The organism is Pseudomonas sp. S3_B11, from assembly GCF_054667715.1.
Map to the genome: position 1 here is coordinate 4,354,433 of NZ_CP162749.1, position 13,605 is coordinate 4,368,037.

General features: G+C 62.4%; 13 protein-coding genes and 1 riboswitch. Of the genes, 9 read left to right on the forward strand and 4 right to left on the reverse strand.

Annotated features, from left to right (window positions below):
* Window positions 1-84 precede the first annotated feature (84 nt).
* Both AB4O22_RS19535 and AB4O22_RS19540 read right to left on the reverse strand, forming a co-directional pair.
* Window positions 85-1,476: a sensor histidine kinase gene (locus AB4O22_RS19535; protein WP_013692481.1), complete on the reverse strand. Its 1,392-nt coding sequence runs from the start codon at window positions 1,474-1,476 to the stop codon at window positions 85-87.
* On the reverse strand, window positions 1,469-2,140 hold the full coding sequence (locus AB4O22_RS19540; RefSeq protein ID WP_003198779.1) for a response regulator: 672 nt from the start codon (window positions 2,138-2,140) through the stop codon (window positions 1,469-1,471). The genes AB4O22_RS19535 and AB4O22_RS19540 overlap by 8 nt, the downstream gene beginning before the upstream one ends.
* Window positions 2,141-2,373: 233 nt before the next feature.
* On the opposite strand from AB4O22_RS19540, the gene AB4O22_RS19545 reads away from it, so the two are divergent.
* From AB4O22_RS19545 to AB4O22_RS19565, 5 genes are all read left to right on the forward strand, one after another.
* Window positions 2,374-3,666: an OprD family porin gene (locus tag AB4O22_RS19545; RefSeq protein ID WP_223470696.1), complete on the forward strand. Its 1,293-nt coding sequence runs from the start codon at window positions 2,374-2,376 to the stop codon at window positions 3,664-3,666.
* 95 nt (window positions 3,667-3,761) lie between these two features.
* Window positions 3,762-4,754: a Bug family tripartite tricarboxylate transporter substrate binding protein gene (locus AB4O22_RS19550; RefSeq protein ID WP_003198777.1), complete on the forward strand. Its 993-nt coding sequence runs from the start codon at window positions 3,762-3,764 to the stop codon at window positions 4,752-4,754.
* 55 nt (window positions 4,755-4,809) lie between these two features.
* On the forward strand, window positions 4,810-5,271 hold the full coding sequence (locus AB4O22_RS19555) for a tripartite tricarboxylate transporter TctB family protein (protein WP_003198775.1): 462 nt from the start codon (window positions 4,810-4,812) through the stop codon (window positions 5,269-5,271).
* Window position 5,272: 1 nt separating this feature from the next.
* A complete protein-coding gene (locus AB4O22_RS19560; protein ID WP_003198773.1) occupies window positions 5,273-6,787 on the forward strand; it encodes a tripartite tricarboxylate transporter permease in 1,515 nt (504 codons plus the stop codon).
* Window positions 6,780-7,820, forward strand: a complete 1,041-nt coding sequence (locus AB4O22_RS19565; RefSeq protein ID WP_027911674.1) for an AbrB family transcriptional regulator — start codon at window positions 6,780-6,782, stop codon at window positions 7,818-7,820. The genes AB4O22_RS19560 and AB4O22_RS19565 overlap by 8 nt, the downstream gene beginning before the upstream one ends.
* A gap of 55 nt (window positions 7,821-7,875) precedes the next feature.
* Here AB4O22_RS19565 and ung read toward each other — a convergent pair whose 3' ends face one another.
* Window positions 7,876-8,568, reverse strand: coding sequence for a uracil-DNA glycosylase (gene ung, locus AB4O22_RS19570; RefSeq protein WP_460096988.1), 693 nt, complete (start codon window positions 8,566-8,568; stop codon window positions 7,876-7,878).
* A gap of 131 nt (window positions 8,569-8,699) precedes the next feature.
* Between ung and AB4O22_RS19575 the strand changes: the two genes are divergently transcribed.
* Complete coding sequence (locus AB4O22_RS19575) at window positions 8,700-9,812, forward strand: enoyl-CoA hydratase/isomerase family protein (RefSeq protein WP_003198766.1); 1,113 nt, start codon at window positions 8,700-8,702, stop codon at window positions 9,810-9,812.
* A gap of 227 nt (window positions 9,813-10,039) precedes the next feature.
* On the opposite strand, the gene AB4O22_RS19580 is transcribed toward AB4O22_RS19575, so the two are convergent.
* The gene (locus AB4O22_RS19580; RefSeq protein ID WP_223470692.1) at window positions 10,040-10,450 is read right to left on the reverse strand and encodes a hypothetical protein; all 411 of its coding nucleotides are present in this window, start codon (window positions 10,448-10,450) and stop codon (window positions 10,040-10,042) included.
* A gap of 304 nt (window positions 10,451-10,754) precedes the next feature.
* Window positions 10,755-10,856: riboswitch (guanidine-I (ykkC/yxkD leader) on the forward strand.
* Window positions 10,857-10,916: 60 nt separating this feature from the next.
* Here AB4O22_RS19580 and AB4O22_RS19585 point away from each other — a divergent pair.
* Genes AB4O22_RS19585 through AB4O22_RS19595 form a run of 3 tightly spaced genes read left to right on the forward strand, consistent with a single transcriptional unit; the run spans window position 10,917 to window position 13,600 of the window.
* Entirely contained in the window at window positions 10,917-11,984 is a 1,068-nt protein-coding gene (locus AB4O22_RS19585; RefSeq protein WP_460096991.1) for a putative urea ABC transporter substrate-binding protein, read from the forward strand.
* A gap of 15 nt (window positions 11,985-11,999) precedes the next feature.
* Window positions 12,000-12,815: an ABC transporter permease gene (locus AB4O22_RS19590; RefSeq protein ID WP_460096993.1), complete on the forward strand. Its 816-nt coding sequence runs from the start codon at window positions 12,000-12,002 to the stop codon at window positions 12,813-12,815.
* Window positions 12,812-13,600 carry an ABC transporter ATP-binding protein gene (locus AB4O22_RS19595; RefSeq protein WP_460096995.1) on the forward strand — a complete coding sequence of 263 codons (789 nt, stop codon included), beginning with the start codon at window positions 12,812-12,814 and terminating at the stop codon, window positions 13,598-13,600. The genes AB4O22_RS19590 and AB4O22_RS19595 overlap by 4 nt, the downstream gene beginning before the upstream one ends.
* Window positions 13,601-13,605: the final 5 nt, after the last annotated feature.

Below are 13,605 nucleotides of genomic sequence, written 5' to 3' on the forward strand. Positions count from 1 at the left end.
GCAAAGCTTGCTCGCGAAACAGGCGCCTCGTTTTATATAAAGACCGTGTCGCCATCATCGCGGGCAAGCCTTGCTCCCACAGGATCAGTCTGCGCCTGGGATAAAACTCACCCGCACCTTCAACCCGCGCTCCTGCCCGTCGTGCAAGGTGATCTGCGCCAGGTGCGCACGGCAGATTTCGCCGACGATCGCCAATCCCAGCCCCGAACCCGCCACTTGCTGGTTGCGTCGATAGAAGCGCTCGAACACCCGGTCCCGCTCGTGCAGCGGAATGCCGGGGCCATCGTCCTCGACCTCCAGCACGGCCGGCGCAGAAACCCGCAGGATTACATTGCCACCCGACGGGGTATGGGCCAGGGCGTTGTCCACCAGGTTGCTCAACAACTCGTTCAACAAGGTCGGCTCGCCCCGCAGCCATACCGGTTCGTCGGCTTCCAGGGCCAGCGCCACCCCTCGGGCATGGGCCAGCGGGGCCATGGCCATGCCCAACTCACGGGCCAACTGACTGAGATCAAGCAACTGCGCGCCGCCCTCGGCAATGGCCCGGGCGCCGTTTTCCACACGCGCCAAGGACAGCAGCTGGTTAGCCAGGTGGGTTAGCCGGTCCGTGCCTTGGGCCGCCGTTTCCAGGGTTTCACGCCAGGTCGCCGGTTCACTGGCACGCAAGCCCAGCTCAAGACGCGCCTTGAGCGCGGCCAAGGGCGTGCGCAGCTCATGGGCGGCATCGGCGATGAACTGCGCCTGACGCTCGAATTGCCCGCGCAGGCGCTCGGTGAAATGGTTGAGGGCCCGCACCAGCGGCCATAATTCGTGCTGCACTTCCACCAGCGGCAACGGCCGCAGATCGTCCGACTGGCGCTCCTCCACCGCCGTGCGCAAGCGCTCCAGCGGGCGCAACGCCGCGCTGACCGCAAACCACACTAACAGCAGCGCGCCCACGGCCAGCATGCCCAGGCGCAACAGCGTGTCGGCCATCAGCCCACGGGCCATGCTGACCCGCGCCTCTTCAGTTTCCGCCACACGAATTTCCGCCATGCCGTTCATGTTCGGCTCGCTCACGGCCTTGAGCAGGCTGACCACTCGTACGTTCTGTCCCTGATAGCGAGCGTTGTAAAAACGTGCCAAGGCTGGGTAATCGTCCGTGCGCGGCGTGCCGGGCGGCGGGCCGGGGAGGTTTTCGTAGCCGGAAATCAGCTTCTTGTCGATGTCATTGACCTGATAATAAATGCGTCCGGCGCTGTCGTAGGCGAAAGTATCCAGGGCCACGTAGGGCACATCCGCGCTGAGGCTGCCGTCACGCGCCGAAAGGCCCGCGGCGATGGTCCGGGCCGAGGCCAGCAGGGTCCGATCGTAGGCGGTGTCTGCAGCCTCGCGACCGTTCCAGTAGGCGCTCAAGCCGCTGGCGAGCATCAATACCACCAGCAGCAGCGCGAGGTTGCGAAGCAGCCGCCAGCGCAGGCTGTCGGGCTTATGCATTGCGATTTTCCAGCAGGTAGCCCAGGCCGCGGAACGTTACGATCGCCACCGCATGACCATCGAGCTTCTTGCGCAGGCGATGGACGTAGATTTCGATAGCGTCGGGGCTGGCCTCTTCGTCCAGGCCGAACACTTGGGCCGCCAGTTGCTCCTTGCTCATCACCCGCCCCGGCCGGGCGATCAACGCCTCCAGCACGGCTTGCTCGCGGGACGTCAGGGTCAACAGTTCATCGTCGAGGGTAAAGCGGCGGGTGTCCAGGTCATAGACCAGCCCGCCACAGCGCTGCTGGCGTTCGCCGCCCAGCACGCTACGGCGCAACAGTGCCTTGACCCGGGCCTCCAGCTCAGTGAGCTCGAATGGCTTGGCCAGGTAATCGTCGGCGCCGAGGTTCAGGCCATGGACACGGTCCTTGACGTCGCTGCGAGCGGTCAGCATCAGCACCGGCAAGGTCTTGCCACGGGCCCGCAGACGCGCCAACACCTCGAAACCATCCATGCGCGGCAGCCCGACATCCAGGACCGCCACCGCGTATTCCTCGCTGCTCAAGGCCAGGTCAGCCGCGACGCCGTCGTGCAGCACGTCCACGGTCAAACCGGTGCTCTTGAGCGCCTGGGCAACGCTTTCGGCGAGCTGCAGATGGTCTTCGACGAGCAGGACACGCATGGGTTATTCCTCGATTCAGGGATGGCCGACACCATTCTTTGGCGCGGAGTTTACAGCCGCATCCGCCACTGTGAAGGCAAAAAACACGCTGAAAGCTTTTGAAAGGTTAGCGAAAGGTTGGGCCGTTAGAGTCCTCCCACGGACAGTTTCGGCTGCCGTCGCGACGCACATCGCGAACGAAAAACGCCTCGAAGCGTTTTCGCCAAATAAGAACAATAAAGCGGAGTACCACCATGCTGTCCATGCAGCTCCAGGCCCCAGCGCCTGCTCGCCTTTCCCGCTTCAACCAGACCGCCCTGGCCAGTGCCGCCGCCCTCGCCGGTTTTTCACCGATGAGCCAGGCTGCCTTCATCGAAGACAGTACGGCAACCTTCGAAACCCGCAACATGTATTTCAACCGCGACTTTCGCGACGGCACCAGCGCGCAGCAATCCAAGCGTGACGAATGGGCCCAGGGGTTCATGCTCAACCTGCAGTCGGGTTACACCGAAGGCACCGTGGGATTCGGCATCGATGCATTGGGGATGCTCGGGGTCAAGCTCGACTCCAGCCCGGACCGTACCGGCACCGGCTTGTTACCCACCCACGATGACGGTCGCGCCGCTGACGAATATTCCAAGCTGGGCCTGACCGGCAAGGTGAAGATCTCCGCCACCGAGCTGAAAATCGGCAGCCTGATTCCAGAACTGCCAACTCTCAAGCCCAACGATGGGCGCATCCTGCCGCAGACCTTCGAAGGCGGCTTGTTGACCTCCAACGAAATCAAGAACCTGACCTTCACCGGCGGTCGCTTGAACAACGCCAAGGATCGCGACGACACCAACTACGAGGACATCGCCCTCAACAACAAGAACGGCCGCTTCACCGGCAGCGTGGCCGGCGAACACTTCAATTTCGGCGGCCTTGACTACAAGTTCACCGACAAGATCACCGGCCGTTATCACTTCGCCCAGCTCAGCGAAGTCTACAACCAGCATTTCCTCGGCCTGGTCTCCTCCCATGCCATCGGCCCCGGTACGTTCAGCACCGACCTGCGCCTGGCGATCAGTGATGACCAGGGCGCGGCCCGCGGCGGCCAGATCGACAACAAGTCCCTCAATGGCTTGGTGAGCTACGCTTTGAGCGGCCACAAGATCAGCGCCGGTTACCAGCACATGTCCGGTGACAGTGCCTTCCCCTATGTCGATGGCAGCGACCCGTACCTGGTGAACTTCGTGCAGATCAACGATTTCGCCGAAGCCGACGAGCGTTCCTGGCAGGCGCGCTACGACTATGACTTCGGCAAGCTGGGGATCCCGGGACTGAGCTTCATGAGTCGCTACGTGAGCGGCGACAACATTTCGCTGCGCAATGGCGACAGCGGCAAGGAATGGGAACGCAACAGCGAGATCAAGTACGTGGTGCAAAGCGGCACGTTCAAAGACGTTGCCGTACGCCTGCGCAACGCGACCTACCGTTCCAATTATTCAGCCCGCGATGCCGATGAAATGCGTCTGCTGGTCAGCTATAGCGTCGCACTCTGGTAACCGAAGGCTGCCGGAGCCGCGAGGATCCGGCAGCACCCAACTGGCAACACACAACAACAACAACAACAACAACAACAACTCCTGTGGAGACGATAATGAACCTATCACTGCGTAAAGTAGCCCTGGCCGCCGGATGCCTGATGTTCGCCGGGCAGTTGCTCGCCGCTGATCCATCCAAAGAGCCCAAGCGCCCCGAATGCATCGCCCCGGCAGCACCGGGCGGCGGTTTCGACCTGACGTGCAAACTGGCGCAAAGCGCGCTGGTCAACCAGAAACTGCTGACCAAACCCATGCGGGTGACCTACATGCCCGGCGGTGTCGGCGCGGTGGCCTACAACGCAGTGGTCGCCCAGCGTCCGGCCGACGCCGGTACGCTGGTGGCCTGGTCCAGCGGTTCGCTGTTGAACCTGGCGCAAGGCAAGTTCGGTCGTTTCGATGAAAACGCCGTGCGCTGGCTAGCGGCCGTTGGTACCAGCTACGGCGCCATTGCAGTGAAGAGCGATTCGCCCTACAAGAACCTCGACGATCTGGTACAGGCCCTGAAGAAAGATCCAGGCTCGGTGGTGATCGGCTCCGGCGGCACCGTCGGCAGCCAGGACTGGATGCAAACCGCCCTGATCGCCAAGGCTGCCGGTATCGACCCGCGCAAACTGCGCTACGTGGCACTCGAAGGCGGCGGTGAAATCGCCACTGCCCTGCTCGGCGGTCATATTCAGGTCGGCAGTACGGACATTTCCGACTCCATGCCGCACATCCAGAGTGGTGACATGCGTCTGTTGGCGGTGTTCTCCGATAAACGCCTGGACGAGCCGGAAATGAAAGACATCCCGACCGCTCGCGAACAAGGCTACGACATCCTCTGGCCAGTGGTCCGTGGCTTCTACCTCGGGCCAAAGGTCAGCGACGAAGACTACGCCTGGTGGAAAGACGCGTTCGACAAACTGCTGGCTTCCGAAGAGTTCGCCAAGTTGCGCGACCAGCGCGAGTTGTTCCCGTTCGCCATGACCGGCCCGGAACTGGACGCCTATGTGAAGAAACAAGTGGCTGATTACAAGGTGCTGGCCAAAGAGTTCGGCCTGATCCAGTAACCGTCTCTGTTCTCGCGGCGGCGCTGGCACTGTCGGCGCCGCCCAGGAGTTAGTCATGCTCACCATCCAACGTATTTTTGCCGCGGTGCTGCTACTGGTCTGTATCGGCCTGGCGCTGATGGCTTGGCCCTATCAAGCCGCCTTTTCCTACGAACCGGTCGGCCCCCGCGCCTTTCCCTTGCTGATGCTCGGGCTGATGGGGCTGGCATTGCTGTACATGCTGTTTCGCCCTACGCCCATCGTGCACAGCGACGAAGACCCGCACCTGGACCGCGAAACCTTGCAGAAAATCGGTATCTGCGTGGTGCTGCTGCTGGTCTTCGCCGGGACCTTCGAACCCTTGGGCTTCATCCTTGCCAGCATCCTGATCGGCGTGCCGATGGCGCGCCTTTACGGCGGTCGCTGGGTGCCGAGCGTGGTGATCATCAGCCTGATGGCCATCGGTCTTTATCTGTTGTTCGACAAGCTGATGGACGTGCCGCTGCCCCTGGGCCTGCTCGACGTCCTGGAGAATTGATATGGATACCCTGAATTATCTCGGCCAGGGTTTTGGCGTTGCACTGACCCCCTACAACCTCGTCACGGCACTGACCGGCACCCTGATCGGCACCGTGGTCGGCCTGCTGCCGGGCCTGGGCCCGATCAACGGCGTGGCGCTACTGATCCCGATTGCCTTTGCCCTGGGGCTGCCGCCGGAATCGGCGCTGATCCTGCTGGCCGCGGTGTACCTGGGTTGCGAATACGGCGGACGTATCAGCTCGATCCTGCTCAACATCCCGGGTGAAGCCTCTACCGTGATGACCACCCTCGACGGCTACCCGATGGCCCGCCAAGGCCTGGCCGGCGTGGCGTTGTCGCTGTCGGCGTGGAGTTCGTTCATCGGCGCGTTCATCGCCACCTGCGGCATGGTGTTGTTCGCACCCTTGCTGGCCAAATGGGCGATTGCCTTCGGGCCGGCGGAATATTTCGTCCTGATGGTGTTTGCCATTGTCTGCCTCGGCGGCATGGCCGGCGACCGACCGCTCAAGACCTTCATCGCGGCGCTGATCGGCCTGTTCCTGTCCAGTGTCGGGATCGATGCCAACAGCGGCGTGTACCGCTTCACCGGTGACAACATCCACCTGACCGACGGCATCCAGTTCGTCGTGCTGGTGCTGGGCCTGTTCTCCATCAGCGAAATCCTGTTGCTGCTGGAAAAAACCCATCGCGGCCAGGAGGCAGTGAAAGCTACCGGGCGGATGATGTTCAACTTCAAGGAAGCCGCGTCGGTCTTCACCGTGAACCTGCGCTGCGGCGTACTCGGTTTCATCATGGGCGTGCTGCCGGGTGCTGGTGCGACCCTGGCCAGTGCCGTGGCCTACATGACGGAAAAACGCATTGCCGGCGCTGGTGGCACGTTCGGTCAGGGTGACAAGCGCGGCCTCGCCGCCCCGGAAACCGCCATTGGCGGCGCGGCTTGCGGTGCGTTGGTACCGATGCTGACCCTCGGCGTTCCCGGCTCGGGCACCACTGCGGTGATGATCGGTGCGTTGTCGCTGTACAACATCACCCCTGGCCCGCTGCTGTTCCAGCAACAACCGGACATCGTCTGGGGCCTGATCGCGTCGTTGTTCGTCGCCAACGTCATGCTGGTGATCCTCAACATCCCGATGATCCGCATCTTCACCCGCATCCTGGCCGTGCCGAACTGGGCGCTGGTGCCGGTCATCGCAATCATCACCGGCATCGGTGTCTATGCGGTGCATGCCACCACCTTCGACCTGTTCCTGATGATCGGTATCGGCATCTTCGGCTATATCCTGCGCAAGCTGGACTTCCCGCTGTCGCCGGTGCTGCTGGGCTTCATCCTCGGTGGCCTGATGGAGCAGAACCTGCGGCGTGCGCTGTCGATTTCCAACGGTGCACTGGAGATCCTCTGGTCGAGTCCGATCACCTTCGGCTGCTGGGTGCTGACGGCGATCATGCTGTTCATGCCACTGGTGCGGATCTGGCGTCGCCGCGCCGCACAACGTCGCGCCCTGGCCAATGTCTGAGGCGATATTCAGACAATGGTGGGGAACACCGCTGGTCGGCCTGGCCGGCGGTTACCTGGCCAGCCTGATCGGCTGGCCTTTGCCCTGGATGGTCGGCTCGTTGCTGGCGATCATCCTGGTGCGCTGTCTTACGCCGTGGCAACTGATGGAAATCCCCGGCGGCCGTAAATGCGGCCAATGGGTGGTGGGCATCGGTATCGGCCTGCACTTCACTCCGGTGGTGATGGAGCAGGTCCTGAGCCACTTCGGCCTGATCTTCTTCGGCGCGCTGATCACCAGCGTGTCCAGCGTGGTGAGTGTCTGGCTGATGCGTCGCACCGGCGAGGACCGCGCCACCGCGTTCTTCTCGAGCATGCCGGGCGGTTCCGGCGAAATGGTCAACCTCGGCGCCCGCAACGGCGCAGACCTCAGTCGTGTTGCGGCGGGCCAGAGCCTGCGAGTGCTGGTGGTGGTGCTGTGCGTGCCGGCGGCCTTCAAGTACCTGTTGGGTGAAGGCGCACCGGTGCAACACGCCACGACGGTGGACTGGCTGTGGCTGGCGGTGCTGTTCCCGGCGGGCGCCCTGCTCGCCTGGGTCTGGGAGCGCTTGCGCCAACCCAATCCCTGGTTGTTCGGACCATTGCTGGTGAGTGCGGCGGTGAGCGTCGGTTGGGACCTGCACATCGGCCTGCCCAACGGCGCCAGCCAGGTCGGCCAGTGGTTGATCGGCAGCGGATTGGGTTGTCATTTCAACCGGCAGTTCTTTCGTCGGGCGCCGTCGTTCATGGGGCGTACCCTGATCGGCACGGTGTTGACGATGCTGATCGCCACTCTCGCGGCGTTGGGCCTGAGCACCCTGACCCAGCTGGACCTGCGTTCACTGACCCTGGGCATGATGCCCGGAGGTATCGCGGAAATGAGCCTGACGGCCGAGACGTTGCAACTGTCGGTGCCATTGGTGACGGCGTTGCAGGTGATGCGGTTGTTGTTCGTGCTGTTTCTGGCGGAGCCGTTGTTCAGGTATTGGATGCGCAAGCCGGCTTCGGACTTGTAGACCGAGTTGCCCCCATCGCGAGCAAGCTCGCGATGGGGCCCTTATTGCCGACCATTTAAAGCACCGGCAATCGCCAATCGATAGGCGCCTCGCCATGTTGTTCGAGGAACTTGTTGGCCCGACTGAAATGCCCGCACCCCAGAAAACCACGATAAGCCGACAACGGCGACGGGTGGACCGAGGTCAGCACCAGGTGCTTGGTGGCGTCGATCAGCTTCTGCTTGCCCTGGGCATGGGCGCCCCATAGCAGGAAGACCAGGTTCTGCTGGTGTTCGCTGACCACTTCGATGACTCGGTCGGTGAAGTGCTGCCAGCCCTTGCCTGCATGGGCGTTGGCGGTGGCGCGCTCCACGGTCATGGTAGTGTTGAGCAGCAACACGCCCTGGTCGGCCCAGCTTTGCAGATAGCCATGGTTGGGAATATCGATGTTCAGGTCGCGCTTCAATTCCTTGAAAATGTTCACCAGCGACGGCGGTGCTGGCACACCCGGCTGTACCGAGAAGCACAAGCCATGGGCCTGGCCCGGACCGTGGTACGGGTCCTGGCCAAGAATCACCACCTTGACCTTGTCCAGCGGCGTGGAATTGAGGGCATTGAAAATCAGCGGGGCCGGTGGATAAATCTCCTTGCCGGCGGCGTATTCCCGACGCAGGAATTCGCGCAACTCTGCCATGTAGGGCTGGTCGAACTCGGCACGCAGTGCCTGCTTCCAGCTCGGTTCGAGTTTGATACGGTCGTCGGCAGTCATGGTTGCATCCGGTAAAAACAATGGGCGCACCCTAGGAAAGCCTACATGGCTTGTCAATTGATCTGACGCAGAACCAGCACTTTCCTGCGTAGCGGTCATACTGATTATTCAAATTTCTGATCGAGGTCACGATGAATCTGCACTTCGAAGAGCTCACCGGCATCGACGGTGCCCGTATCGGCATCGCCACCCTGGACGCCGAAAAATCCCTGAACGCCTTGTCCCTGCCGATGATCAACGCCTTGCGTGATCGTCTCGATGCCTGGGCCCGGGAGTCGCAGGTCGTTTGTGTGTTATTGCGCGGCAATGGCGCCAAGGCATTTTGCGCCGGCGGTGAAGTGCGCAGCCTGGTGGAGGCCTGCCGTGCCCATCCCGGCGAAGTGCCGCCGCTGGCTGCGCAATTCTTCGCGGCGGAATACCGCTTGGACTTCAACCTGCACACCTACCCCAAACCCTTGCTGTGCTGGGGGCATGGCTATGTACTGGGTGGCGGCATGGGGCTGTTGCAAGGGGCGAGTATCCGCATCGTCACGCCAAGCAGTCGCCTGGCCATGCCGGAGATCAGCATCGGCCTGTACCCGGATGTCGGCGCCAGTTGGTTCCTGTCGCGCCTGCCCGGCAAGCTCGGCCTGTTTCTCGGCCTGACCGGCGCCCACATGAATGCCCGGGACGCCATCGACCTGGACCTGGCCGACCGCTTTTTGCTGGATGAACAACAGGACGACCTGATCGAAGGCCTGCTGCAACTCAATTGGCAGGAACAGACCGAGATGCAGCTCAACAGCCTGCTCAAGGCCCTGCAACAGGAAGCGGTCGGCCAAATGCCCGAAGCCCAATGGCTGCCACGTCGGCAGAAAATCGATGAATGGCTGGATGTCAGCGATGTGCGCTGTGCCTGGAAAGCCCTCAGCCTGCTGGTGGACCACTCGGACCCGCTGATCGCCCGCGCCGCCAAGACCATGACCGAAGGTTCGCCCTTGACCGCTTATCTGGTCTGGGAACAGATCGCCCGTGCCCGGCATTTGTCCTTGGCCGGCGTGTTCCGGATGGAATACACCTTGAGCCTCAACTGCTGTCGCCATCCGGAATTCAGCGAAGGCGTGCGCGCGCGGCTGATCGACAAGGACCACAAGCCCCGTTGGCACTGGCCGGACATCAACCATGTGCCCGAAGCGGCGGTCGAGGCGCACTTTCACAAGGCGTGGGAGGGGCGGCATCCGTTGGCGGATTTGTCCAACGAGTAAAGCCCTGGGTGACACCTGTGGGAGTGACATTCTGTGAGAGTGACATTCTGTGAGAGTGACATCTGTGGGAGCAAAGCTTGCTCGCGATAGCGGTATGCCAGTCACCGGGAAGCTGTCTGATCCCCTGTCATCGCGAGCAAGCTCGCTCCCACAAAAGTTATCCCACAGGGTTTATTGCAGGCACAAAAAAAGCGGCGCTCAATGCGCCGCTTTTTGTTGCCCAAAGGTCAGCGGTGGCTGTTGCGTCCATCGCGATCGCCACGTCCACGATCGCGGTCGCCGCGTCCCCAATGATCACGTCCGCCTCGACCGCCTCGGTCGTCATTCCAGCCGCCCCGGTCATGGCCGTCCCAGCCACCCCGATTCGGATAAGACCGGTACGCCGCTCGCGGTGGCGAGTAGTAGCGTGGGCCTTGTTGATAGTAACGCGGTGCCGAGTAATAGCGCGGCGCCGGTTGGTAATACCGCGGTGCGTAATAGCCACGCGGAGCCGAATAATAACTCCCGCCACCGTAATAGACCGGCGCCGGTGAGGTGTAGACATCGGAACGGTAGTAGCTCGAGTCTCCGTCGTAATAAGGCACGCATGCCGAAAGAGTCAAACCGAGAAACGCAATGAGCAGCAGTCGTCGATACATGGCGGCCTCCTGGACCGCGAATGGGCCACATCAGCGACGCTGATGGGCGGCAGCCAACTTTGTGTGACTGACGCATATTCAGACAGCAAAATCGGAATCTGGTGCGACCTGGCAACAACTAGAAACATGTCGTTCGTCGCCCTCTTCCGGTGCGCGACGGCACCACAAGCAAGCACAAACCCGCCCTCAATCATCCCTCCTCAACAGCTGACCTCTCTGGCTCGGGCTTTTGCCCGAATTGGCACGGCTCTCGCTTTAACAAATTCCGTGCAGGAGTCATCACAGGTTCGCGGCACCACAATTTGCAATGGCTGACTAGGGTTCCGGCTCGCTTCTGGCGAGTGGCTGGTCCGAGAGTTGGCGACCTCCAGTTGAGGTTACACGGCGGGACAAAAGCCCGGGAGACAAGCCACCGTTCGCGGTGCCGCGTTGCTCCTGTCCGCCCTTGATCAACTGGAGAACTACCATGCTCAAGCTTCGTCTGTCCGCCCTGCTCCTCTCCGCCCTCTCGGCCCTCGCGAGCTTCTCATCCGCCGCCGCCCAAAAAGACCACTTCAGCGTCTGCTGGACCATTTACGCCGGCTGGATGCCCTGGGAATACGCCGGTAGCCAAGGCATCGTCGATAAATGGGCGAAAAAATACGGCATCAAGATCGATGTCGTGCAGCTCAACGATTACGTCGAATCCATCAACCAGTACACCGCCGGTCAGTTCGACGGCTGCACCATGACCAACATGGACGCCCTGACCATTCCCGCCGCCGGTGGCGTGGACAGCACCGCACTGATCATCAGCGATTTCTCCAACGGCAACGACGGCATCGTCCTCAAGGGCGAAGGCAAGAAAGTCGCCGACCTCAAGGGCATGGACGTCAACCTGGTGGAGCTCTCGGTGTCCCATTACCTGCTGGCCCGCGCCCTGGATTCGGTAGGCCTCGCCGAGAAAGACCTGAAAGTCGTCAACACCTCCGACGCCGACATCTCCGCCGCCTTCAACACCGACCAGGTCAAGGCCGTCACCACCTGGAACCCGATGCTCTCGGACATCAAGGCCCAGCCAGGCGTGAGCGAAGTGTTCAATTCCAGCCAGGTTCCCGGCGAGATCATGGACATGATGGTGGTCAACACCCAAACCCTCCAGGACAACCCAGCCCTGGGCAAAGCGTTGACCGGCGCCTGGTTTGAAGTGGTGGCGCTGATGAACGCAAAAAACGCCGCAAGCAAGACAGCGCTGGAACACATGGCCAAAGCCTCGGGCACCGACCTGGCCGGCTTCCAGTCGCAACTGGACACCACCAAGCTGTTCGCCACCCCCAAGGAAGCCCTGAGTTTCGCCACCAGCGAGCAACTGCCCGCCACCATGGGCAAGGTGGCCGAGTTTTCGTTCCAGCACGGCTTGTTGGGCGAAGGCGCCAAGAGCACCGACGCGGTCGGCATGACGTTCGCCAATGGCGTGACCCGCGGCGACAAGGCCAACCTCAAGCTGCGCTTTGACCCGACCTACGTACAGCTGGCCGCCGACGCCAAGCTGTAAACCGGAGGACCTGGCATGCGCCTGATCAACCGCTACCCGGATCGTCCCAGCCGCTTGTTGCTGGTGATCCTGCCATTCGCGCTGGTGTTGTTCGCCTACTTCATGGGCTCGGCCGAACGGTTGACGGACAACCCCAACGACAAGCTCCTGCCCAGCGCCGTGCAAATGGCCGATGCGGTGAAACGCCTGGCCTTCACCGCCGATGCCCGCAGCGGCGAATACCTGCTCTGGCAAGACACCGCGTCGAGCCTGCGTCGGTTGGCCATCGGCCTGGGCATCAGCGCCCTGGCCGGGTTATGCCTGGGCATAGCCGCCGGTACGTTGCCACTGTTTGGCGCACCGCTGTCACCGTTGCTCACCGTGGTGTCGATGGTGCCGCCGCTGGCCATCCTGCCGATCCTGTTCATCGTCTTCGGGCTGGGCGAACTGTCGAAAGTGATGCTGATCGTGATTGGCATCACGCCGTGCCTGGCCCGCGACCTGGAACAGCGCGCCCGGGAAATTCCGCCCGAGCTGTTGATCAAGGCCCAGACCCTCGGTGCGTCGACCTGGACCCTGCTGCTGCGGGTGGTGCTGCCGCAACTGCTGCCGCGCCTGTTGATTTCCCTGCGGCTGATGCTCGGTTCGGCCTGGTTGTTTCTGATCGCCGCCGAAGCCATCGCCTCCACGGATGGGCTGGGCTATCGGATTTTCCTGGTGCGTCGTTACCTGGCGATGGACGTGATCTTGCCGTACGTGGTGTGGATCACCCTGCTCGCCTGGCTGATGGACTGGGGCCTCAAGCACCTGACCCGGCAGGCGTTCCCCTGGTACGAGGGGGCAAAGGCATGAGCTTCATTACCGTGAACAACGTCTGGCAACAGTATGCCGATCAGGTGGTACTGGAGCGTTTGAACCTGAGCGTCTCTGAGGGTGAGTTCTGCACGTTGGTGGGCGCCTCGGGTTGTGGCAAGTCGACTTTCCTGCGCCTGCTGCTGGGCCAGGAACGCGCCAGCCGCGGACAGATTCTGCTGGATGGCGAACCCTTGGCCGGCGAGCCGGATGCCAGCCGGGGCGTGGTGTTCCAGCGCTATTCGGTGTTCCCGCACCTGAGCGTGCTGGACAACGTGGCCCTGGGCCTGGAGTTGCCGCGCTCGCCGCTGCTGGGACGGCTGTTCGGCAGCGCCAAGCGCCAGGCCCGCGAAGAAGCCGCGCAACTGCTGGACAAGGTCGGCCTCGGCCATGCGCTGGATAAATACCCGGCGCAACTGTCCGGGGGCATGCAACAGCGGCTGGCGATTGCCCAGGCACTGATCATGAAGCCGCGTGTCCTGCTGCTGGACGAGCCCTTCGGCGCCCTCGACCCGGGCATTCGCAAAGACATGCACGCCCTGTTGCTTGAGCTGTGGCGCGAAACCCGGCTGACGGTGTTCATGGTCACCCATGACCTGTCCGAAGGTTTCAGCCTCGGTACGCGCCTGCTGGTGTTCGACAAGGTCCGCAGCGACCCGCACGCCCCCGGCGCCTATGGCGCACGCATTACCTACGACATTCCATTGAACAGCGACCGCCGCACCGCCCGTGCCGCCGTCGACGCCCTGCCCGCCGAACTGGCCGGCACGTTGCGTATCGCTTGAAAGGA

Excerpts from the sequence above, each read along its gene's own strand:
- AB4O22_RS19535 (WP_013692481.1), bottom strand. The coding sequence starts at position 1,476 with ATGCATAAGCCCGACAGCCTGCGCTGGCGGCTGCTTCGCAACCTCGCG.
- AB4O22_RS19540 (WP_003198779.1), bottom strand. The coding sequence starts at position 2,140 with ATGCGTGTCCTGCTCGTCGAAGACCATCTGCAGCTCGCCGAAAGCGTT.
- AB4O22_RS19545 (WP_223470696.1), top strand. The coding sequence starts at position 2,374 with ATGCTGTCCATGCAGCTCCAGGCCCCAGCGCCTGCTCGCCTTTCCCGC.
- AB4O22_RS19550 (WP_003198777.1), top strand. The coding sequence starts at position 3,762 with ATGAACCTATCACTGCGTAAAGTAGCCCTGGCCGCCGGATGCCTGATG.
- AB4O22_RS19555 (WP_003198775.1), top strand. The coding sequence starts at position 4,810 with ATGCTCACCATCCAACGTATTTTTGCCGCGGTGCTGCTACTGGTCTGT.
- AB4O22_RS19560 (WP_003198773.1), top strand. The coding sequence starts at position 5,273 with ATGGATACCCTGAATTATCTCGGCCAGGGTTTTGGCGTTGCACTGACC.
- AB4O22_RS19565 (WP_027911674.1), top strand. The coding sequence starts at position 6,780 with ATGTCTGAGGCGATATTCAGACAATGGTGGGGAACACCGCTGGTCGGC.
- ung (WP_460096988.1), bottom strand. The coding sequence starts at position 8,568 with ATGACTGCCGACGACCGTATCAAACTCGAACCGAGCTGGAAGCAGGCA.
- AB4O22_RS19575 (WP_003198766.1), top strand. The coding sequence starts at position 8,700 with ATGAATCTGCACTTCGAAGAGCTCACCGGCATCGACGGTGCCCGTATC.
- AB4O22_RS19580 (WP_223470692.1), bottom strand. The coding sequence starts at position 10,450 with ATGTATCGACGACTGCTGCTCATTGCGTTTCTCGGTTTGACTCTTTCG.
- AB4O22_RS19585 (WP_460096991.1), top strand. The coding sequence starts at position 10,917 with ATGCTCAAGCTTCGTCTGTCCGCCCTGCTCCTCTCCGCCCTCTCGGCC.
- AB4O22_RS19590 (WP_460096993.1), top strand. The coding sequence starts at position 12,000 with ATGCGCCTGATCAACCGCTACCCGGATCGTCCCAGCCGCTTGTTGCTG.
- AB4O22_RS19595 (WP_460096995.1), top strand. The coding sequence starts at position 12,812 with ATGAGCTTCATTACCGTGAACAACGTCTGGCAACAGTATGCCGATCAG.